This is a genomic window from Limnohabitans sp. (assembly GCF_034680285.1).
Classification (GTDB): Bacteria; Pseudomonadota; Gammaproteobacteria; order Burkholderiales; family Burkholderiaceae_C; genus Limnohabitans_A.
On sequence record NZ_JAXITC010000012.1, the window covers coordinates 78,590 to 99,858 of the forward strand.

18 protein-coding genes are annotated in these 21,269 nt (G+C 56.0%); 2 read left to right on the plus strand and 16 right to left on the minus strand.

What is annotated here, in order from left to right:
• Position 1: 1 nt before the first annotated feature.
• From SWE17_RS11115 to SWE17_RS11125, 3 genes are all read right to left on the minus strand, one after another.
• Complete coding sequence (locus SWE17_RS11115) at positions 2 to 982, minus strand: ABC transporter permease (protein ID WP_322993163.1); 981 nt, start codon at positions 980 to 982, stop codon at positions 2 to 4.
• Complete coding sequence (locus SWE17_RS11120; RefSeq protein WP_322993164.1) at positions 982 to 2,589, minus strand: ABC transporter substrate-binding protein; 1,608 nt, start codon at positions 2,587 to 2,589, stop codon at positions 982 to 984. Before SWE17_RS11120 ends, SWE17_RS11115 begins: the two co-directional genes overlap by 1 nt.
• Positions 2,590 to 2,734: 145 nt before the next feature.
• A complete protein-coding gene (locus tag SWE17_RS11125; RefSeq protein ID WP_322993165.1) occupies positions 2,735 to 3,379 on the minus strand; it encodes a DUF3047 domain-containing protein in 645 nt (214 codons plus the stop codon).
• A gap of 206 nt (positions 3,380 to 3,585) precedes the next feature.
• On the opposite strand from SWE17_RS11125, the gene SWE17_RS11130 reads away from it, so the two are divergent.
• On the plus strand, positions 3,586 to 4,560 hold the full coding sequence (locus SWE17_RS11130; protein WP_322993166.1) for a tripartite tricarboxylate transporter substrate binding protein: 975 nt from the start codon (positions 3,586 to 3,588) through the stop codon (positions 4,558 to 4,560).
• Between the two features lie 27 nt (positions 4,561 to 4,587).
• On the opposite strand, the gene SWE17_RS11135 is transcribed toward SWE17_RS11130, so the two are convergent.
• The 12 genes from SWE17_RS11135 to SWE17_RS11190 all read right to left on the minus strand — a co-directional run bounded on the left by SWE17_RS11135 (position 4,588) and on the right by SWE17_RS11190 (position 19,049).
• Complete coding sequence (locus SWE17_RS11135; RefSeq protein WP_322993203.1) at positions 4,588 to 5,766, minus strand: AGE family epimerase/isomerase; 1,179 nt, start codon at positions 5,764 to 5,766, stop codon at positions 4,588 to 4,590.
• A gap of 11 nt (positions 5,767 to 5,777) precedes the next feature.
• Positions 5,778 to 6,803: a LacI family DNA-binding transcriptional regulator gene (locus tag SWE17_RS11140; RefSeq protein WP_322993167.1), complete on the minus strand. Its 1,026-nt coding sequence runs from the start codon at positions 6,801 to 6,803 to the stop codon at positions 5,778 to 5,780.
• Positions 6,804 to 6,833: 30 nt separating this feature from the next.
• Entirely contained in the window at positions 6,834 to 8,129 is a 1,296-nt protein-coding gene (locus SWE17_RS11145; protein ID WP_322993168.1) for an MGH1-like glycoside hydrolase domain-containing protein, read from the minus strand.
• A gap of 10 nt (positions 8,130 to 8,139) precedes the next feature.
• A complete protein-coding gene (locus SWE17_RS11150; protein ID WP_322993169.1) occupies positions 8,140 to 9,180 on the minus strand; it encodes an ABC transporter ATP-binding protein in 1,041 nt (346 codons plus the stop codon).
• A gap of 5 nt (positions 9,181 to 9,185) precedes the next feature.
• Positions 9,186 to 10,019, minus strand: a complete 834-nt coding sequence (locus SWE17_RS11155; RefSeq protein ID WP_322993170.1) for a carbohydrate ABC transporter permease — start codon at positions 10,017 to 10,019, stop codon at positions 9,186 to 9,188.
• Positions 10,016 to 10,864, minus strand: coding sequence for a sugar ABC transporter permease (locus SWE17_RS11160; protein WP_322993171.1), 849 nt, complete (start codon positions 10,862 to 10,864; stop codon positions 10,016 to 10,018). The genes SWE17_RS11155 and SWE17_RS11160 overlap by 4 nt, the downstream gene beginning before the upstream one ends.
• Before the next feature lie 110 nt (positions 10,865 to 10,974).
• Entirely contained in the window at positions 10,975 to 12,252 is a 1,278-nt protein-coding gene (locus SWE17_RS11165) for an ABC transporter substrate-binding protein (RefSeq protein WP_322993172.1), read from the minus strand.
• Positions 12,253 to 12,414: 162 nt separating this feature from the next.
• The gene (locus tag SWE17_RS11170) at positions 12,415 to 14,568 is read right to left on the minus strand and encodes a TIM-barrel domain-containing protein (RefSeq protein WP_322993173.1); all 2,154 of its coding nucleotides are present in this window, start codon (positions 14,566 to 14,568) and stop codon (positions 12,415 to 12,417) included.
• On the minus strand, positions 14,565 to 15,605 hold the full coding sequence (locus tag SWE17_RS11175; RefSeq protein ID WP_322993174.1) for a sn-glycerol-3-phosphate ABC transporter ATP-binding protein UgpC: 1,041 nt from the start codon (positions 15,603 to 15,605) through the stop codon (positions 14,565 to 14,567). The genes SWE17_RS11170 and SWE17_RS11175 overlap by 4 nt, the downstream gene beginning before the upstream one ends.
• A 36-nt stretch (positions 15,606 to 15,641) precedes the next feature.
• A complete protein-coding gene (locus tag SWE17_RS11180) occupies positions 15,642 to 16,691 on the minus strand; it encodes a carbohydrate ABC transporter permease (protein WP_322993175.1) in 1,050 nt (349 codons plus the stop codon).
• Position 16,692: 1 nt separating this feature from the next.
• The gene (locus SWE17_RS11185; protein ID WP_322993176.1) at positions 16,693 to 17,670 is read right to left on the minus strand and encodes a sugar ABC transporter permease; all 978 of its coding nucleotides are present in this window, start codon (positions 17,668 to 17,670) and stop codon (positions 16,693 to 16,695) included.
• A gap of 107 nt (positions 17,671 to 17,777) precedes the next feature.
• Positions 17,778 to 19,049 carry an ABC transporter substrate-binding protein gene (locus SWE17_RS11190; protein WP_322993177.1) on the minus strand — a complete coding sequence of 424 codons (1,272 nt, stop codon included), beginning with the start codon at positions 19,047 to 19,049 and terminating at the stop codon, positions 17,778 to 17,780.
• 71 nt (positions 19,050 to 19,120) lie between these two features.
• Between SWE17_RS11190 and SWE17_RS11195 the strand changes: the two genes are divergently transcribed.
• Positions 19,121 to 20,098, plus strand: coding sequence for a hypothetical protein (locus SWE17_RS11195; RefSeq protein ID WP_322993178.1), 978 nt, complete (start codon positions 19,121 to 19,123; stop codon positions 20,096 to 20,098).
• Positions 20,099 to 20,123: 25 nt separating this feature from the next.
• Here the strand turns inward: SWE17_RS11195 and SWE17_RS11200 are convergent, their stop codons facing one another.
• Entirely contained in the window at positions 20,124 to 21,269 is a 1,146-nt protein-coding gene (locus tag SWE17_RS11200; RefSeq protein ID WP_322993179.1) for a Gfo/Idh/MocA family oxidoreductase, read from the minus strand.

The following is a 21,269-nucleotide window of genomic DNA, read 5'->3' on the forward strand; positions in this document are numbered from 1 at the left end:
TTCAGTGCCCCCCCGGCTTGCCCACGCGCAGGCGCGGATCGACCACAAAGTAAAGCAAATCAACCACCAAATTGATGGCCACAAAAATCAGCGCAATCAGACACAAATAAGCCGCCATGACGGGAATGTCGGCAAAGGTGACCGCCTGAATGAACAGCAAACCCATGCCTGGCCACTGGAACACGGTCTCGGTGATGATGGCAAACGCGATCAAACCACCCAACTGCAAGCCAGTGATGGTCAACACAGGCACCAGTGTGTTTTTGAGCGCATGGCCAAAATGGATGGCCCGGTTGGACAAGCCCCGCGCACGGGCAAACTTGATGTAGTCGGTGCGCAGCACCTCCAGCATTTCGGCACGCACCAAGCGCATGATCAGCGTGAGTTGAAAGATCGCCAACGTGACGGCGGGCAGCACGATGTGGTGCCAGCCCTTGGCCGTCATCAATCCGCTCGACCACCAGCCCATTTGAACCACTTCGCCCCGGCCAAAGCTGGGGAACCAGCCCAGCATCACGGCAAACACCAAGATCAGCAAGATGCCGATCAGGAAGGTGGGCAGGGACACACCCAGCAGAGACACCGTCATGATAAGTTGGCTGGCCCAAGTGCCCCGGCGCAAAGCCGAGTACACCCCCATGGGGATGCCGATGAGCAGGGCCAAGGAAGCAGCGACCAAGGCCAGCTCGAGCGTCGCAGGCAGTCGCTCAGCGATCAGACGTGACACCTTGGCACCCTGGCGCAAGCTCAAGCCAAACTCACCTTGCACCGCATTCAGCAAAAAGTGCCAGAACTGCACGAAAAATGGTTGATCCAATCCCAGATCTGCCCGCAGCATGTCAATCTGTTCTTTGGTGGCGTCTTGTCCCAACAAGAACACCACCGGATCACCCACATACTGAAACAGCAAAAACGCAATGAAAGCGACCGTGACCATGACGACCACGGCCTGGATCAGCCGCTGCAGGATGAAAGCGAGCATCAGTTGACCTTGATCAGCGACCAGTCGAGGCGGTTGTCAGGGCGGTGCACCACCTCCACATTTTTCTTCATGGCCCAAGGGATCACCTGGTTGTGCAACGGAATGTGCGACACGGTGTCATTGGACAGTTGCAGGCCCTCTGTCAGCAAACGGTTGCGCACCAAAAGATCGGTCTCGGTTTTCACGCGGTCCACGATGTAGTCCATGCGGGTGTTGCTGTAACGTCCCACGTTGTAGTTGCCGTCACCACCTGTTCCCACCGAGCGGGTGAGAGACTGCAGGCTGTACAAGCCGTCAAAGGTCGGCACGCCCCAACCCAGCATGTAAATGCTGGCTTCGTAACGTTGGATCATGGGGAAATAGGTGACCAAGGGCAAGGTGCGCAGCTTGGCTTTCACGCCCACTTTGGCCCACATGGCGGTGATGGCCTGGCAAATTTCCTCGTCATTGATGTAGCGGTTGTTGGGGCAAGCAAAGTCCACCTCAAAACCGTTGGGATAACCGGCCTCGGCCAACAGCTTTTTGGACGCATCTTGCGAATAAGGGAAACGGGTGTCCACGGTTTTGGTCCAGCCATTGACCTGCGGCGCCACCAAAGCACCCGTGTTTTGGGACAGGCCGCGCATGGTCACTCGTTGGATGGTGTCCATGTCAATGGCCTGGTACAAGGCTTTACGCACTTTCACGTCTTTGAGCGGGTTCTTGCCCTTGACGCTAGAGCCTGGCAGTTCATCACGGTGCTGGTCCATGCCCAAAAAGATGGTGCGGTTTTCAATGCCGTCGACCACTTTCAAGTTGGCGTTGTTGCGCATGCGGCCCAGGTCTTGGGGGCTGGGGTCGAGCACAAAGTCCAGTTCACCCGACAGCAAAGCGGCCGCACGGGTGGCTTCGTTTTTGATGGGGGTGTAGATGATCTCGGTCACATTGGAGGGCACCTCGGACCAACCCCACCAGTTGGGGTTTTTCACCAACACCAGCTTTTGGTCGGGCTGCCATTCTTTGACCATGTAGGCGCCACTGCCCATGGCGTTGCGGTGAGCAAAATTTTCATCTTTGGCCTTGATGTCTTTGGGCTCGACCGACTTATTCTTCTCGGCCCAGGCTTTGCTCATGATGCGCAGCTCGGTCAGTTGATTCAGCAGCACAGGGTTGGGGCCACTCAAGAGGATGTCCACCGTATTGGTATCGACCTTCACCACTTTGCTGAAACCCTGGGTGTAGACGTTGAAGTTGGACGTTTTGGCGCGTGCGCGTTCCAGAGAGAACACCACATCGTCAGCCGTCAGGGCTGAACCATCGCTGAACTTCACGCCTTTGCGCAAATTGAAGCGGTATTGCGTGGCAGACATTTCTTTCCAGGAAGTCGCCAGCTTGGACTCCACCTTGAAAGTTTTGCTGTTGTAGTAAACCAGCGAATCAAAAATGGCTGCATGAACGCCATTACCCAGAGCATTGTTTTGGGAGTGGATATCGAGCGTGGGGATGTCGCTGGCACTGGACCATTTGAAGGGTTTTGCCTGCACGCTGGTAGCGCCCAACAGGCCAGCCAAACCCAGTGACAACACCAAAGTGGTGGCGCGAACAGACAAATTCGTTACTTTTTTCATCAGAGTCACCTCGATCATGGAATGTGATGTACAGAGCTGCATACTATGCAACATTCAGGCCCGCGCCAGGGAGAGGGAATTCCCCCAAACGGCCTGTCGCGCACAGGACTGGTGCATGCGCGTGAGCCAATTGCTTGACAAAGCTTCAATCGAGCCGAATGTCGCCGTACCAAGCTCGGACATCGCCGCGAGTGTTGTCTGAGTCGGTCATGATGGCGATCCCCACCAAAGCCCCAGGCGCTTCGCCAAAAGCCTTTTCAAAATCCGCACGCACGTCGCGTTGGTAATGCCGCCATTGCCGAATGTGGGAAGAACCCGACTCCACCACCCACTGGCGTACACGGTCGGTGCGCGGGTTGACGATGACCGTGTCTACCGGGCGATGGTTGCACCAGACGTACATCAAGGTGGCATAGGGCAAGGGCTCGCCCGTGAGTGCTTCGGTCAGATCGCTGAGCATGGCGTTCTTGGTTGAAAATCGGCTTCGATCTCCTTCAAACGCCAAGATCACCCGCACTGGGGAATCTTCGCCATCGCGTTCCCCCATGTCAGCCCCGGCCAGCAATTTGTCTATCTGCCAATTGAATTGCAAGCGGCCCAATTGGTCCGCGGGCACATGCAGCCGCTGGCGCAGCATGCTGGCCGAGGCCTGCGCGTGTGCGCTCAGGGCCTCGCGTTGGTGGCGTTTTTCAAGCTTGAAAGCCGTGCGCAATTTACTGGGCAAAGTCACCGCCTCCCACTGGGCCTTGTCCTGGGGGCTGAAATGAAGCCCGCCAGGGCGCTGTTTCAAAATTGGACTGGCTACCCGCTGGGCATTGTCACCCTGCGTCGCACAACCTGCCAGAAAGGTTAAACCTAGCGACCACACGCAAAGACGGATCCAAGAACCAGAGAAAACCATGAGGGACCTTTCAATACGTTTGAAAGACAATACAACACGCATCTTCCGCGAATTTTCATTCAATGACCAAATTCCCTCATTTTGGAACTCTTGCCATGTTCAACCGTCGCCACCTGCTCCAGTCCATTGTCTTGAGCGGCATGCCCGCTGCATGGGCGCAAGCCCCCTCGGTTTTCCCATCTAAACCTCTGCGCATTGTGGTGCCCTTTGGCGCTGGAGGCGTGGCCGATTTGACGGCCCGCGCCGTGGCCCAGAAACTATCAGAAAACTTGGGACAAGCCGTGGTGATTGATAACCGTCCCGGAGCGGGTGGGATTGTCGCGGGTGAAATGGTGGCAAAAGCCGCACCCGATGGCCACACACTGCTTTTGATGTCCAACGGCACGGCGGTCAGCGCGGGACTGTTCAAGTCCCTGCCCTTCAACCCACGCACAGACTTCGCGCCTATTTCTTTGCTGGGCTTGTTTGACATTGCCATCGTGGTCCCCGAGTCATCCCCCTACAAAACACTGGCCGATCTGGTCAGTTTTGGCCGCGCCAATCCAGGTAAGCTGAACATCGGCACCATCAACATCGGCAGCACCCAACATTTGGCTGCGGAACTGTTCAGGACTCAGGCCAACCTGATCAGCCAAATCATTCCTTACAACGGCACGCCTGCCGTCATCAACGCACTGCGTGGGGGGCAAGTCGATGTCGTGGTGGAAATTCTGGGGCCACTGAAGCCCCAGATCAGCGCCAAGGCGGTTCGCTTGCTCGGCGTCATGGGTTCATCCCGTCCCAAAGACCAACCACAAGTGCCGGTGGTGCAAGAACTGCCCGGTCTGAGCAACTTCAACGTTTCGTCTTGGAATGCTTTGGCTGCGCCCGCCAAAACGCCCAAAGCCGTGGTCGAAAGACTCAGCGCCGAAGTGGCCAAAGTGCTGTCTGAACCCGAGATGGTCCAACGCCTGGCGGGTTTCAACGTCGAAGCCAAAACCAGCACCCCCGCCCAATTGGTTCAGTTGCTGGACAATGACATCAAGCGTTGGGGCGAAGTGATTCAAAAAGCGGGGATACCGCAGCAATGACCTTCTCGGTCTCGGCTGGACGAACACTCAGTCCTCTAAGCCGCCCACCGAAAGCACATCCCAGCAAGCACCCATGGTGTGGTAATCCACCTTGCCAGCGGGTGATTTGGTGTTTTCTAGCTTGCGACCGTCCGCCCCCAAAATTCGGAACCAAGCACCGTATTGGTGGTCAACCATGTGCGACCAACTCCATTGCCACAGCGCTTGGTATTGCTGGAGGAACTCTTTCTCACCCGTGTGCCGCCACAAGCGCCATGCGCTGGCAAAAGACTCCGCTTGAACCCAAAAGTACTTGTCGGTATCGCAGGGCGATTTGTCGGGGGCGAAGCCATAAATCAGTCCGCCATGTTGTGCGTCCCAGCCGTGAAGGTAAGCCGCTCGCTGAAAGTGAACCGCCCGATCGACCCACCGTTGTTGTGGGCGGTGCTGATGGGCCATCATGAGCAATTTGGCCCACTCGGTTTGATGACCGGTCTGAAAACCCCAAGGCTTGAAAATATTGCCCGGGTTGTTCTTGTTGTACTCCCAATCGACCGACCAATCCGTTTGATAGTGCTCCCAGACCAAGCCTCCTGCATGCTCTGCGAGATCAAAAGCAAAGCGCTCAATCAACAGTTCTGCCCGATCGAGGTACTGGGTTTCTCCGGTGAATTCATAGGCCGCCAGACAAGCTTCGCACATGTGCATATTGGCGTTTTGCCCCCGGTAATCCAGCATGCGCCCATCTGGCGTGATTTCATCGGCATACGCCCTATCCGAAGCACTGAAGAACGCATCGTTCATGCGTGCAAAAGCATTGGCAACATCCTCTCTCGTGGCGCAACCTACGCTGAACGCGTGGGCTTGCGCCAACAACACAAATGCTTGTCCATAAGCCATGACCGTGCTGTCTTCAATTCGTCCGTGGTTGACCGTCCAAGCGTACAAGCCATCGGACCTGCGAAATGCATCCAGATGGGCCAGGCCATGCCGAGCCCAATCGGCGACGGCGTCACGCCCCGTATGACGCTTGGCCATGGCACCATTGAACACAAACCGGGTGGCACTGACCAAATGACGATGCGTGGTGTTGTAGACCGTACCATCGTCCAGAAAATAGTGGAAGAACCCGCCTTCCGGATCCACCGCTCGGGGCTCATAAAAATGCAAAGTGTGAGCGATGTGCTCTTCTAAAAAGCGGCGGCTTTGAAAATTCATGGCCTTTATCTCCTGTAAATTCAGCATGCAACTGGCGCGTCTGATGACCGAGGGACCAAGACCACGGGCTCCAGGTAATGCATGGACTTGGAAGAATCACCTGCAAGAACCGAAAGCAAGACCTGACCTAAGTGTTGGCCGTTCTCAAAAATACGGTGCTCAATGGTCGACAGCGGCGGGTTGCAATAGCGCCCAGCATCGCTGTTGCCGTAACCCATGACCGAGATGTCTGATCCCACGCGCAAACCGATGGCTCTGCATGCGGCCATGGCTCCAATGGCCATGGCATCGGTGGCGCACAACAATGCCGTCGGGCGATTCTCCAACGCCATCAACTGCTGCGCCATGGAAAATCCTCCTGTTTCAGACAAATGGCCTTGCACGATCAAGCGCTCGTCCACCTTCAAATTGGCCTGAGTCAAAGCATTCAAATAGCCTTGCTGTCGCAATTGAGCAAATGTGTATTCAGCTGGACCGTTGAGCAATGCAATCCTTTGATGGCCCAATTGAATTTGACGTTGGGCCGCCATGAAAAAAGCCATTTCGTTGTCGGTATCTACCCAAGCGTGGTCCAAACTGTCAGCGCAGCGTCCATAGGTGACAAAGGGCTTTTGGTGCGCCAACATCAGCTCCACCCGCTGATCCACCAAACGGGTTCGCACAATCACAAAGGCATCAAACCAGCCACTGCGAATGAAGTTTTCGTAGACAGCACGCTCCTGCTCTGGGGTCGAAGTCGCCGATGTCGTGGCCATCAAGCTATAACCAGCAGGCTCCAAAATACTGGACGTGCCACCCAACAAACTCGAATACATCGAGTCAATGAACTGACCGCCTTCCGGCGAGGTGGGCAAAACAACCCCGACAGCACCAGATTTACCCGATTTGAGCCTTCTGGCTCCGGGATGAGGTTTGTAGCCCAAAGCCTGAGCGCGCTCCATGACCCTGAGCCGGGTTGATTCGGCCACATCCGTGTAGCCATTCAATGCACGCGAGACGGTCGAAACCGACAATCCAAGATCTTGAGCCAGGTGAACAATTGACATGGCGCTGATGTTAACCAGTCCACCTGCCTATCAGGTGATATCCAGCGCTTGCTTCGCGTCCATGTTCAGGAATTCAATCACCATGGCAGCGGTCCAAGTGAATGTGCCACCGCCCAAGGCCTCGCCTGTCATGGGGTGGTAGTACTCCGAACAACCACTCTTTTGGATGCACTTGAGGCTCGCTTGCATCACACGACGCGCCAAGTCGGTCTGACCACATTGGCGCAGACCAGTGATGAGCAGAAAATTGACAATCAGCCACGAGGGGCCACGCCAATAGCGCTTGCCATCAAAACGCACGTCCTGCGGGTCCATGCTGCAAACGCCAAAGGGCGCTTTGTCAAGCCAATCGTTCAGCTTGTCACACACATCGCCGACATGAGGGTGCCCAGTGGGCAACACTAACAAGGGCAACAATCCCCCGATGCTGGCGCTGTGGACACGCTGACCGGTGCGACGGTTCAAGCAGGCATATTGCCCCAAGTCGGCATGCCACAGTGTGTTCATGGCCTCGATGGACTGCGCTGCTCGCTCGGCCAATCTTTGCGCTAAATCGTTGTCTCCCAACAAAGTGGCCAAGCGCGAAAGCGCCAACTCGGAGTGGATCAAAATCGCATTGAAGCCCGGGTCCACCACCTGAAAAGGGGAAGCATCGTGCAATAGGGCGTTGTCCCACTTCAGTGCTCGAAAGCACTCCAGCAGCGCGACATAGCGGTCGTACTCAAAAGCGGTGGGCCGCTGGCTGGCATCGACATGGGAGGTGTCGCGGCGCTGATAAGGCGAGATGCCCTCGATCGGCACTTGGGCCAATGCATCATCCCAATCGCAAGAATTGTCACGCCCCGACTCCCAAGGGTGCAACAGGGCCACCACCCCGGTGCCTTGTGGGTCTCGGCAACGGTAAAACCAGTCATGCCAACGAGCCGCCGCCTGCATCAGCTGGCGACAACGCGATTCGACCTCAGGGCCACGTTGGTCACGCAAAAAAAGTTGCTCCAAAACCATGCCCAACACGGGCGGTTGGGTGATGCCTGACGTGGGGGTGGGCCGACCGGTTTGCCACACATCCGGTCCCGGGAAATAACCTTCATCACGCTCGTGGAAAACAATGTGGGGCACCATGCCGTCGGGCCATTGGTGGGCCATCAAGGTCTCGACTTCAACCCATGCCCGGTCGGGACTGATGCTGAATTGCCCCAAAGCGGTCAGGCATGAGTCCCAATTCCATTGAAAAGGGTAAAGGCCATGCGTGGGAACGGTGTAATGGCCTTTGTCGTTGAGTCGCAAAATGCGCTCGGCTTCTTGGAGCATGTCTTGGGTGTTCATGGCTTCTCTATCAAACTTTGACCAAACGCCCGGCTGCGTCGTACCAACGGATGCGGTTCAAATCAGGCTGTAAGTGCAACACCTGCCTGACAGAAAGTGCCAGATCGGAAGGCAATGCAGCCCGAAACACCCCTTGCGTCTGCAATGCGGTCACCAAGGTGTGTGCGCCCAAAGGTTCAATGACATCGGCCTGCAATGTCAGACCTGTATCGGAAGGGTGAAGGTCTTCGGGTCTGACACCCAGCGTGAGTTGCTCATAGCCGGCAGGTCCTTGCAATCGCATGCCAGCCACTTCAAAAATGCCATTCTGGACGGCCCGTGCAGGTAAGAAATTCATGGGCGGATTGCCAATGAAACCCGCCACAAAGGTGGAGGCCGGATTGCGGTAAATCTCGATCGGGGTGTCACACTGGACAATGACCCCTTGGTCCATGATGGCGATCCTGTCGGCCAGACTCATGGCCTCCACTTGGTCATGTGTCACATAAATGGTGCTCGCTTGGCTCTTGGCCAAAATGGTTTTGAGCTCAGCGCGCATCTCCAAGCGGAGCAAGGCATCCAGGTTAGACAAGGGCTCATCCATCAAAATGACTTTGGGCTCTACAGCCAAGGCGCGGGCCAAGGCTACACGTTGACGCTGTCCACCCGAGAGTTGTCCGGAATACCGATGCAGCAACACTTCCAGGTGCACCAGCTCGGCCACTTCCTGGACCTTTTTTTCAACCCAGGCCTGTGGCTTTTTCTGCATTCGCAAACCAAAGGCGATGTTTTCAAACACGGTCAAGTGCGGAAACACGGCATAGTTTTGAAACACCATGGACAGGCCGCGATCTCGGGGCGCCAAGTTGTCGATGCGGCTATCGCCTACATGAATGTGGCCCGCATCAGCAGTCTCCAGCCCTGCCATGATGCGCAGCAACGTGGATTTGCCGCAGCCCGATGCCCCCAGCAAAACCATAAACTCCTGGTCAGCGATTTGCAAATCAATGCCTTTGAGCGCACGGAACTCGCCAAAGGATTTCTCAATGTTTTGGATTTGAATCTGAGCCATTTTTTTCAACGGTTGGAAATGCCCCACATCGCAAACATGTGCTTGCGAATCAGGAACATGAAAACAGCTGCTGGCAAAACCAACAAGGCACCTCCAGCAAACTTCAAGTGCAAGGGCGCATAGTCCAGACTCTGCAGCAAGAGCGCCGTGAGCGTTCTGTTCTGGACGGTCAAGACAGAGGCAGCAAACACCTCATTCCAAGAAATGATGAACGCAAATACCGCAGAGGCCACCATGCCTGGGAAGGCCAAAGGCAACACTACGCGTTTGAATGCCTGAAGTTTGTTGCAGCCAAAAACCCATGCAGCTTCTTCAAGTTCCACCGGAATGCCCGAAAACAAGGAATAGGTGATCAGCACCGAAAATGGCAAGGCCAGCATGGTGTGCACCAGCGCCAGGCCGATCAGCGAATCGTCGATGCCCAGGCGAATGAAATACACCGTCAAGGGCAAGGCCAACAAGGGCAAAGGGAATGCGCGAGTCAGCATGATGAGCATGCGAAAACCGCCCTTGCCTTTGAACTCGTAGCGCGCCAAAGCGTAACCTGCGGGTGCGCCCAAAGTGATGGCCCCCACCATGGTCAACAAGGCCACAGCCAAAGAATTCAACAAGGACTTCAACACGCCGTCGTAGGCCAGCAAGTACTGAATGCTGCCCATGTCCACTTTGGGAATCCAGTTTTTCGGAAATGCATTGACCGCTTCTGGCGTTGACAAGGCATTGGCCACCAGAAAATAAATGGGCAACGCGACCCACAAACTGACCAGAGTGGCGCCAGTGATCAAGATCAACCGCGTACGGCGCTGTCTTTGCGCCAGCGTCAGCACTGAGCGATTCATGCCGATGCTCCTTGCGGCGTACGCAATGCACGCAGATAGATAAGGGTGGACACAATGGAAATACCCAAAATGACCATGGCCATCGCTGCTGCGACGGGTCCGTCCTGCAAATTGAACTGCCAGTTGTAGGTCTCACTCATCAAGACCGGGAATTTCGTACCTGACAAAGCAGCCACCACCGCAAACACTTCAAAGGCCAAAATGGTTCGCAATATCAAGGCGGTCTGCAGACTGGGCTTGAGCAAAGGGAGCGTCACATGCCTGAACTTTTGCCAAGCACTGGCACCGAACACATCCGCGGCTTCCCCGTATTCTTTGGGGATCAACCCCATGCCGGAGACCAAAATCACCAAGACGATGGCTGTGGCCCGCCACACTTCGGCCAGAACAACAGCGAGCAGGAGACTGCCTGTGTTTTGAAAAGCCAAGAAATTGTGCGGCGCATCCAGCCCCCCAGAGGCCACGAGCAGTGAATTGAGAAAACCTGTTTGCTCAAAAATCGCCAACCAAATGATGCCCGCAGCCAAATCTGAAATGCCCAGCGGCACCGTCCAAACGTACAACAACAAATCGCGGCCACGTCGGATTTGACTCAACATTTGAGCCATGGACAAAGCCAAAACCAGCTGCAAAGGAATGACCAACAGCGCCAGCCACAGGGTGTTCTTCAGGGCAGCGCCGAATTTCCAATGGCTGGTCATCGTCTGAAATGCCGCAAGCGAGAAGACCCCGTTGGCATCGGCAAAAGCCAAGCTGGCGACACCGTAAAACGGCACCACAAACAATGCCACCGTGAACAGGGTTGCAGGCGCAATCAGCCAATAAGGCAATAGGCGTTGGATCATTTTTTGGGGGATTTGATGGCTTTGAAAAGCGGGCCACTGACCGTGGCCATTCCATTCAGGCCGATGCCCAGCTGGGGGCATCGGACCTGTATCAGAAGGTCAATACACCATCACTTGACTGGGCAAGCGCCCACGGATGGCTTGTCAGGTTCCCAGCAAGGCGCATTGGCTTCTTGCATGATTTTGCGCAAGGCAGCCGCTTGTTCATCCAGAACCGCTCTGACCGGCTGACCAGCCAAAACCACCCGCTCGAAGGTGTCCACATAAACTTGGTTGAACTTACCGCCTAAAGCACCCAAGCCCACAGGCAAGAGTCCAGGGTTGGCGTCTGCAGAACCGGCTTGCTTGGCAATCGCCTCAGCTGTGATGCGCACCGATGCGGGCATGTCTGCCGGGATCTTGATGTCTACCGTGGGGAAGAAATTCGTGGCTCGCAGTGTGGCCAACTGCACCTCAGGGGTCATGAGGTAGGCCACCAGCTTTTCAGCGCCGGCTTTATCCGGTGCTGTTTTAGGAACAGCCAAGCCAGCCAATACCGGCATAAAGCCTCGCCCTGTCGGACCGCTTGGCGCAGGAAACGCCACAAAGTCATTGGGCTTTGCATTGAATGCATCGGCCAATCGCGCAATGTGGTCAAAAGCGACCCAAACTTGCTCGTTCTTCAGAGGCTCTTGCATCTGGTTAAAGCCAGTGGACGACGCGTGCGTGTATTTCCAAAGCTCTTTGAACATGTTCCAGCCCGCCTCGGCGCCTGCAGAACGGTACTCAGTGACCATGGAATCCGCATAGGAGGGGTACAGGTAACCCTGGAAAAACCGGTGCTTCAGGCCTTGAGGCCCTGCGGGGAAACCAAATTTGGGACCCCCTGTTTTTTCAGCCAAGTTCTTCGACCAAGCCACCAATTGGTCATAGGTCAGTTTGTTGATGTCTGCACCTGCGGGCAAATAAGGCAAAGCTTTTTTGTTGGCCGCCATCACAAAAGTGGCCTGCATCCAAGGCACGTATTTTTGCTCTGCCGTACCCAACTTGCCCAATTTGACAAAGGCTGGACTGACTTTGGCCGTAGCACCCAGTTTGCTCAAATCTTGCAAGTCTTTGGTGTTGCTCGACAAGCCGCCGTGCAACGCACCCAGCACGCCAATGCTGCCTTTGCCCGCTTGCAACTCAGCATTCAGACGGGTGAAGTAAGGGCCATCGTTGTTGGTCACGAACTCAACGGGCACGGGGCTGTTCTTCAGAACGATCTCGCGCACATCTTTTTGCTCATTGACCGGGGTGGCCTGTGTTGACCAGAACAACACCGATTGCGCATTGACCGAGGCTGTCGCCAACAGCGACAGACCCATTCCAACCAGCAACTGCGCGGCGGGGCGTTTCATCTGTTTCATCCAATTCTCCTTGTGCAATATCGGGCGGGATCGTCCGAAAAGTAAACAGTTCAAAACCAGTCCAAAAACGTTTTTGGAAAAAGGAGTTTCTCAACTTGTGGACATCAAAAAAAGGGGGTTTACCCTAGTTTTCGAGCAAATAAATACCGCGAATCGAAACGCTCAGAACACCAGCGTTTCAGAGACCGGATCATCGAACCTGGGCAAAGTACCGACTTGGGGATTTGCCACAGGAATCTGCGTCCCAGATCGCGCAAACAAGGGCAGGTGGTTCAAAGCGGCAAGCACCACATGCTCGGTGCCTGCAGCCATGGGCTTGCGGGTATAAAAATCAAACCAGCTCTGTCCCGGCGGCAGTTGGGGCAGGTATACCCGGCGCTCAGTTGCGCCTTGCGTCACAACGGGCGCCACCAGCAAGGCATCTCCCAACATGAAGTCGTCACAGTCATCAAGGCAACGTGCGTCGTTCGTGAAGTTGAAAAAGGTCGGCCGAATGATGGGTTCATGCTTTTGGCTGGCCGCTTCGAAGCATTGCCACATATAAGGCAAGAGGCGGTAGCGCAAACGGATGGCCTGGGTGACCGCATCGGTGACTTCCGGATGCATCCAGGGCAAGTTGCTGACGTTTCCAGCTTTCCAAGAATTCATCACCATACGCGGGTTCAAGCAGCATGCCTGCACCCAACGCAGGAACAACTCGGCATCGGGCACAGGCCCATAGAAGCCGCCGACGTCATGCCCGATGTTGAACATGCCCGACAGGCTCATTTGCAAACCGGTGCGGATGTTCCACTTCAAACTCGCCCAGCTGGTGGTGTTGTCACCGGACCAGGTTTGGGCATAGCGCTGCAAGCCTGGCGGGCCTGCGCGGGTGATGGTGAAGACCAGTTCATCTTGCCCAGTTTCTCGAGCATGGGCTTGTTGCGACTCGAAGGTGGCGCGCGTCATCAACAAGCCGTGCAAAGGACGACTCCGGTGCATGGGCAAGGTTTGACCCAGGCCCGCGCTGAAGGCGTCTTCGGCCTGTATGGCGTATTCGTTGTTGTCGTTCCAACCCACATCGATACCGCGCTGCAAAATTTGTGATTTGAGCTGCGACTGCCACCACCGAATGGCTTGCTCACGCGTGAAATCCAAATGGGAACCCTGTCCATCCCAATAAGGCTCCACTACAGGCTCACGCGTGGCCTCGTGCTCGATGAACGCACCTTGCTTGGCCAATTCGGCGTAGGCCGGATGGTCGTCCAGCAAACAAGGCTTGAGGTTGGCGACCAGTTTCATACCAGCGGCATGAAATTTGGCATTGACCCGCTCTGGGTCTGGAAATTTGTTGGCGTTCCAGGTGAACACATAGCGCTGCTTGCCACGGTTCGAATAACCCGATCCGTAGTGAAAAGACGAAATCGGCACGCCGTGGTGTTGGCATTCGTCAATGAAAGACTCCAGCAAGACCTGGGCATTGGGAGAGTCGGCCAAGCCCATGGCGGTCTGGGCAAAGCCCAAAGTCCAGCGCGGCGGCAGCAAAGTCCCCCCCACCAGTTGGACAAATTGTGAAACGACCTGCGCGGGCGTTTCGCCCACCATCAGGTAGTAATCCAGATCGCCGTCGTCAATTTCCGTGGTGCGAAACAGCCCATGGTAGTTGTCGTGCTCGCAACCTAAATCGAAAGTGCAAGCTGACAAGGTGTCGTAATAAATGCCAACCCACAAACCATCGACGGTGCGGGTCATCAGAAATGGCCAATGCTTGTAGAGCGGATCGCCATGCTGGGGATCGTAGCCAATGGAGTCTTGCCCCAAACAACGCAAACGGCGGCCATGCAAATTCAGAGGTCCGGTCTTGTCGCCTAAGCCAAAGTAATGCTCGCGCGGATCGCGCACCACACAGTGCCGCACCAGCCCTGTGCGCTTCTCGCTCAAGTAAGCACTGGTCACGCGGTCGGATTGAAAAACCTTGTCACTGTCCGGCTGTCTCCACTCCAGACGTACCGGAGCGCCGTTGCCGCCCGTCCATTGCACCGCCAACTTGTTGGTCTGGAGGCCTTGGCCATTCGCAGCTGACACCAATCGGGGCCGCTCAAAGCCAGCCAAACTGTGGCGATCGCGCCCTTGCCATGGCACATCCTCACCCGCCACAGGCGCAATCGCCCAGGTTCGGGACTCTTTAAAACCGGCCTCTGGTTGCCAGCAGACGCGTGCCAGTGTGTCCGACAAAAATACCAAACTCAGCTGCCCACCCGTCTGGAGTGTGGCGACCGCATCAGCTTTAGGTGCACCAGGCTGAGCTTGCCAACCAGGCGTGGAAACGGGTTTCATGCGACCGCCCTTTCGATGCGTTGATCCTGCGCATCAAATACATGCAAGTGGTGTTCTGCAACCGACATATGAATGACTTGCCCAGCGGTCAAATGCTGCTCACCATCGACCAACAATTCCACACGGGTTCGGTCTGCCAGCTCGGCATGAACGAGGCGTTGGGCGCCCATATATTCGGCATGGAGAACCGTCATGGGCAGACCCTGCTCAGGACCACAGGCTTGCCAATGTTCGGGGCGCACGCCGACTTGGTGGGCCTGCGGCGGCACCCAAGCCGACAAAGCCGTACAAGCACGGACCAAAGCTGCAGACATGAAGTTCATGCGCGGACTGCCAATGAAGCCGGCCACAAAAGTGTTGCAAGGTTTTTCATACAAGGACACAGGCGTGCCCACCTGCTCCACCAGACCAGCACGCAAGACCACAATCTTGTCGGCCATGGTCATGGCCTCCACCTGATCATGGGTCACATAAACCATGGTGGCGCCCAAGCGCTGATGTAGCTCGCGCAACTCACTGCGCATGGAAACGCGCAACTCGGCATCCAGATTGGACAAAGGCTCGTCAAACAAGAAAATTTTCGGGTCTCGCACAATTGCTCGGCCAATGGCCACCCTTTGGCGTTGCCCGCCCGACAACTGAGTCGGTCGTCGCTGCAACAAGGTATCCAGCCTGAGCAAAGTGGCCGCCTCCTGCACCTTGCGCTCAATCTCCGCACGAGGCACCTTGGCGTTTTCAAGGCCGAAAGCCATGTTGTCGTAAACCGTCATGTGTGGATACAGCGCATAAGACTGAAACACCATGGCACAACCACGCTCGGCTGCGCCCACGTCGTTGACGCGCTGACCATCGATCAGCAAATCGCCCTCGGTCGGCAAGTCAAGACCGGCGATCATGCGCAAAAGGGTGGATTTGCCGCAGCCAGAGGGGCCAACAAACACCACAAACTCGCCATGGGCCACCTGCAAATCCACGCCGTGGATCACCGGGGTTTGGTCAAACTTCTTATGAAGGGCACGCAGTTCAAGAGTGGACACGATCAACGACCTGACAAAAATATAAAAACAAACCGTTCACTTCACCCCAGCACCCGCGATGCCGGTGGTGATGTAACGCTGAAGAAATGCAAACACCAAGGTGACGGGCAACAAGGTGATGACCGTCATGGCCAAGAGGTAGTGCCACTGGGTGTTGAGCTCACCTTGGAAGGAGTTGAGGGCCAACTGCAAAGTGAAAAACTCGTTTTTCGACAACACGATCAAAGGCAACAAGAAATCGTTCCAGCGCCACATGACCGAGAAAATCGCCAACACAGCCAGCGCGGGCGCAGACAAGGGCAACACAATGCGCCAATAAATGCGCCACTCACTGGCGTGGTCCATGCGAGCCGCTTCGATCAGTTCATCCGGAATGGTCAGCATGTACTGCCGCAGCAAAAACACCCCGGTGGGCGTGGCCACGGCCGGCAAAATCACACCCCACAAACTGTTGAGCAAACCCACCTGGTTGATCACCAAGAACACAGGCACCAAAATGATGGTGGGTGGAATCATCAGCGTGGCGATGATGAGGAAGAACACCCCTTTTTGCCCACGAAACTTGTATTTAGACAAGGCAAATGCAGCCATGGAGTTGAAGAGCAAAGTCAACAACGTGGCCACCACGGTGATGAACACGCTGTTCCACAGGTAGGTGCCAAAGGTGAACTTGCCAAACAATTCGGTGTAGTTGCCCCAGGCAAACTTCAAGGTGTTGACCGGTTCACGCTGACGGATGTTGACCTGAACACGCTCTTCCGGTGCTGCGGGGTCAACCATGTTGGCCATGATGCCGATGCGCCCAACCTGAGCCATTTCGCGTTTGCGGCCATCGTCCAGGGTCACCGTGAACAAAGGCAAGGGTTTGTCATGCCCCGCCACCACCACGGTTTTTTGGGCGTAGGGCATGAAAGTCGGTGGAAATTGCCCAATCGCCGCCTCGGTTTTGAAAGAAGACATGACCAGCCACACCACGGGTGCAAACATGGTGAACAAGCCCACCACCAGGTAGGCATAGCTGAGCACGTCGGTCCAATCCAGCCGCTGGCGGCCACGGGTACGCAACAAAAAATTCATCCAAGCCATTTCAGCGCCCTTTCTGGCCAGCTTCGCTGGCTCGGGTCAGCCGCAACTGGGCCAAAGTCAACACAATCAAGAAAAAAGCGAGCGCCAAAGAGGCTGCGGCGGCCAAACCGTACAAATGGATTTGCTCTGCAAACCCGGTCTGGTAGATGAACTGGACAATGAAGGTGGTAGCCGAACCCGGACCGCCACCGGTCAAGACAAATACCTCGTCAAACACCTGCACCGCGCGAATGGCAGCCAACACCAGCACCACAATCAAGTTGGGCATCAGCAAAGGCAGCGTGATGCGGGTCAAGGTGCGCCAAGGGCTGGCCCGGTCCATCTCGGCTGCCTCGTACAAATCTTTGGGAATCGCCTGCAGCCCGGCCAACAAAATCAGGGTGTAAAACCCCATGTGCGCCCAAATAGACACAAAAACCGTCCAGAAAAAAGCCCAACCCGATTCGGTCAGCCACTGCACAGGCTGCATCTCGAGCGCCACCAAACCCGCGTTGAACGCGCCTTGGCTTTGCAGCAACCATTTCCAGATCAAGGCCACCACCACGGGTGACAACAAAACTGGGTAGAAAAACACCCCACGCCAAAACCCACGACCCAGGATTTTGCGGTTGAGCACAAGTGCGGTGACCAGCGCCAGCAACACCATCAAACCCACCTGAATGACACTGAACTTCAGGGTGTTGAAAATGGCTCGCCAAAAAACATCCTTTCGACAGGTGGACAAGTCCAGGTAGTTGCCGCATTCAAACAATATTTGGAAGTTCTCGGCCCCGGTGAAAGGTCGGCTCAAAGGCATCAAGTTCACGCCACCCGTGACGGCATAAACCAGGTTGATCAGAATCGGCAAGAAACAAAAAAGACCAAAGACAAACAAATTGGGGGCTACGAACATCCAGCCCAACCGTTGCAGACCCAAGCGCTGTTGTCCGAATCGGAAAATAGGCTCCAGCAGATTGAAAAAGAAGGAGAGAAATCTCATGAACAACCCTCACCCCTCTCTCAAACTGGGGGCGATCTGCAAAAAAATAAAAAAGCGGTGTGGGCATTTGAACGCCCACACCTGCGTTGACGAAGCTCGGCCTTTGATTACTTCTGGGCTTGCTTGACGGCGTCTTGCATGTCGGCGGTGATCTTGTTGACCGCCTCGTCCGTGCTCATCTCACCCACAATGGCCTGCGTCACACGGCTGACCGTAGGGAGCATGATGGCGCGGTTGAACTTGTAACCTTGGAATTGGTAGGCCACAGGTGCAAGTTGCGCCACACCTGCGCTGAACACACCCAAAGCCGCTTTGGCTGCAGGCTTGGCGCTGGCGTAGTCCACGCCTTTTTTAGCCAATCCAGCGTGTGCAGGAATGTTGTTGGTGCGGGCGCTGAACTCGGCGTAAGCGGCTTCAGAAGCCATGAAGTCCATGAAAGCGCCGACTTCCTTGGGCGATTTGCTGGTCTTCAGTGCCACCCAGGCCGCACCACCGGGGATGCCTGAACAAGCGGCAGGACCGCAAGGGTTGGGCACCGCGACCCAGTCAAAATTGGTGCCCACTTTGTTTTGCAGGTTGCCAATTTGCCAGCTGCCTGCCAACACCATGGCCACATTGCCGTTGATGAATTCATCGATCGAAGAGGCATAAGTTGAACCACCCGAGCCGGCCCACACTTCGCGCATCATGCCGCCGTCCTTGTGCCACCCCACAAATTTGTTGACCGCATTTTTGTAGCCCGCATCGATGACCGGATTGCCCTGAGCATCAAAGATTTTGGCGCCATAGCTGATGGCTGGGCCAGCAAAACGGTGACCAGAACGGTCCCAAGCGGCAGCGGCTTTGATTTGTGTGGCTTTGGCCACCTTGCGGCTGGCCTCCATCCAGTCGTCCCAAGTGGCTTTAGCGCCGGGCATAGGGACTTTGGCTTGCTCAAACAGGGTTTTGTTCACAAACGGGCCGGTCATGGTCAGTTGCGACATGAAACCGTAAATCCCTTTGTCACTGGCGCTGGGGCGCAACCAAGCGGCTGTGGCACCAAAGTTGTCGTCCCAGTATTTGCGGTTTTTCAGGTGCGCCGAAATGTCCATGTAGTACTTGGACAAACCACCCAAATCGGTCACTCGGGCAATGTCCGGACCTTGGCCAGCGGCCAACTGCACCGGCAGCTGCTCAACGATGGACTTGTAGGGGACCGTGTCGACGATGACTTTGGTGCCGGGGTTCTGGGCTTCAAAGCGTTTGGCCAGCTCGGCTGTGACCTCGCATTCCACACCGTCTTGGTAGCACATGACACGGATGTCTCCAGCATGGGCCAAGCCAGCCAAAGCAGACAAACCAACGGCCAAAGCCAGGGGACGAATAAAAACAGATTTCATGGTGGACTCCTCGTTTAGTGGTGAAATGAATATAGTTGAAAGATGACGAAACGCGCTTATCGTTTACACGAATGCTGAATGAATTAACACGCAACCCTGCGGCATCGGTGTCGAATACGGCGACGTACCTCGCAGCCCTCGAAGCCTTGTTTGGACACTTGGTTTCCCTCACAGACCCAGTGCATGCACAGCTGGCGCATCAATTGGTGCAAACCGATCGGGTGCTGGAAGTTTGGCGCGTGGGCGCTGGCTCGCCAACTTGGCTTCAGTGGAGCCTGACGGTGGTTTGGCCCCAACAAAAGGGTCGCTGCCCGGTGTTGCTCAGCCCCGATGGATGTTGGCCGCACGTGGTGGGTCAGGATGCGGCATCGACCGTTTTGCGCCAAGGGATCGCACTGGCCTGGTTCAACCGCACCGATCTCGCTTTTGACAATGGCCAAGGACAACGCGAAGGTCCGTTTTACCAACAGGTCAGTCAAAGCAACAGCGGCAGTTTGGCGGTCTGGGCATGGGGCATTCAATGCTGCGTGGACGCCTTGGAACAAATTGCCCATGACCGCATGTCTGGTGTTGCGACCATTGGGCACTCGCGGGGCGGCAAAGCGGCCTTGCTGGCGACCGCGTTGGACGCACGCATTGCAGCCGTCATCGCACACAACAGCGGCACCGCAGGCGCGGCTTCTTTGGCCAGCCACTCGCCAGGTGCCGAGACCCTTGCACAATTGGCCCAGCAATTCCCCCACTGGCTGGGACCTGCGATGCAAGAAGTGGCTGAACGCGAACGCATTTTGGCAATGGACTTGCCTAGGCTGATGCTGACCCAGATCGCCCCAAGGGGCTTGTGCCTGATGCAAGCGCGTGACGACCTGTGGGCCAATCCTGCGGGCACCCGGCATATGGCCGATGTGCTTCGCCCCCATTGGCCAACCACTGAGCAAGACCCCAAGCGACCGAACCGCCTGCAATGGCACGAGCGAGCAGGCGGCCACGCCATGACCATTGCCGATTGGCAAACGGCTGCGCAATTCGTGCGCCAGGTTTTGGGCTGATGTGCGTGGCACCGTCGTCAATGCTTTAAATTTGGGCCAGGGCGTAATCGCCCCGGGTCAAATCAATCGCCTGCCCTGTGCGCGCAGATTCTTGAGCGGCCAAGCCCATCAGGACAGCGGCCAGACCATCGCGCAAACTCACCTCAACCTCACCTTGCCCGCGCACCACTGCATTGAAGCGTTGGTGTTGGTAAAAAGTGGAGCCGTTGTGGTCTCCGGCAGCCAAAGCCACCGGATCCACCGGCACATCCAACTCACGAGGACCTTTGGGCTCGCGGGGACTGATGACCACCTTGGGAACAGGTGCAGCGCCCAAATGGGCAGGCCAAAAACGGCCGGGGCCAGGCACGAAACATTCGGCCTTGCCGCGCGAACCTACCAATGAAATCTCTTCTTGATACCGCGCACCCTCGGCAAACATGCACAACTCCAGCATGGCCCGCTGGCCATTGGCAAAGTCCACGACCACGTAAGCGTTGTCCAGAATATCGGGCACACCGTCCGCATAGCGTTCCTCCAAATGGTTGTGTGCCACCGAGGCTGATGCGTAAACCCTCACGGGTTCACTGCGCAAGACATGGCGCATCAGGTCAAAGAAGTGGCAGCATTTTTCGACCAGCGTCCCTCCGGTGTACCGGTTGAATCGGTTCCAATCGCCCACCTTGACCAGAAACGGAAAACGGTGTTCCCGTATGGACAGCATTGACAACGGTCCGGTGTGGATTTGGCTATGCGCTTCCTCGGTCAAGCGTGCCACGGGTGGCATGTAACGGTACTCCATCGCCACCCAAATCGGCGCAGGGTAAGCCTTGCGCAACAAGGCTAAATCACGCAATGAATCGAGCGAGGTGCAAGCAGGCTTTTCCAACAACACGGGCAAGGGGCGCAAAGCCGCGATGTCGGCCAATTGTTCGGCGTGTCTGAAATTGGGGCTGGCCACCAGCAAGCAATCCACATCGGGCGATGTCACCACCTCTGCCAAACTGAATGCACGTTGACTGCCAGGGGTCATGCTCAAACTGGCTGCAGCCATGGCGTCGTCTGGCTCAAAAATGCGTGTCACCGATGCGCCGGGCAACAAAGCGATGTTGCGCAAGTGCTCTTGACCCATCATGCCGCAGCCAATGATGCCGTAACGTACTTTAGAAATGCTGGGGGTGTTCAAAACCAT

Excerpts from the sequence above, each read along its gene's own strand:
- SWE17_RS11150 (WP_322993169.1), bottom strand. The coding sequence starts at position 9,180 with ATGGCTCAGATTCAAATCCAAAACATTGAGAAATCCTTTGGCGAGTTC.
- SWE17_RS11145 (WP_322993168.1), bottom strand. The coding sequence starts at position 8,129 with ATGAACACCCAAGACATGCTCCAAGAAGCCGAGCGCATTTTGCGACTC.
- SWE17_RS11190 (WP_322993177.1), bottom strand. The coding sequence starts at position 19,049 with ATGAAATCTGTTTTTATTCGTCCCCTGGCTTTGGCCGTTGGTTTGTCT.
- SWE17_RS11120 (WP_322993164.1), bottom strand. The coding sequence starts at position 2,589 with ATGAAAAAAGTAACGAATTTGTCTGTTCGCGCCACCACTTTGGTGTTG.
- SWE17_RS11155 (WP_322993170.1), bottom strand. The coding sequence starts at position 10,019 with ATGAATCGCTCAGTGCTGACGCTGGCGCAAAGACAGCGCCGTACGCGG.
- SWE17_RS11200 (WP_322993179.1), bottom strand. The coding sequence starts at position 21,269 with ATGGTTTTGAACACCCCCAGCATTTCTAAAGTACGTTACGGCATCATT.
- SWE17_RS11195 (WP_322993178.1), top strand. The coding sequence starts at position 19,121 with ATGCTGAATGAATTAACACGCAACCCTGCGGCATCGGTGTCGAATACG.
- SWE17_RS11170 (WP_322993173.1), bottom strand. The coding sequence starts at position 14,568 with ATGAAACCCGTTTCCACGCCTGGTTGGCAAGCTCAGCCTGGTGCACCT.
- SWE17_RS11160 (WP_322993171.1), bottom strand. The coding sequence starts at position 10,864 with ATGATCCAACGCCTATTGCCTTATTGGCTGATTGCGCCTGCAACCCTG.
- SWE17_RS11185 (WP_322993176.1), bottom strand. The coding sequence starts at position 17,670 with ATGAGATTTCTCTCCTTCTTTTTCAATCTGCTGGAGCCTATTTTCCGA.
- SWE17_RS11140 (WP_322993167.1), bottom strand. The coding sequence starts at position 6,803 with ATGTCAATTGTTCACCTGGCTCAAGATCTTGGATTGTCGGTTTCGACC.
- SWE17_RS11180 (WP_322993175.1), bottom strand. The coding sequence starts at position 16,691 with ATGGCTTGGATGAATTTTTTGTTGCGTACCCGTGGCCGCCAGCGGCTG.
- SWE17_RS11115 (WP_322993163.1), bottom strand. The coding sequence starts at position 982 with ATGCTCGCTTTCATCCTGCAGCGGCTGATCCAGGCCGTGGTCGTCATG.
- SWE17_RS11130 (WP_322993166.1), top strand. The coding sequence starts at position 3,586 with ATGTTCAACCGTCGCCACCTGCTCCAGTCCATTGTCTTGAGCGGCATG.
- SWE17_RS11165 (WP_322993172.1), bottom strand. The coding sequence starts at position 12,252 with ATGAAACAGATGAAACGCCCCGCCGCGCAGTTGCTGGTTGGAATGGGT.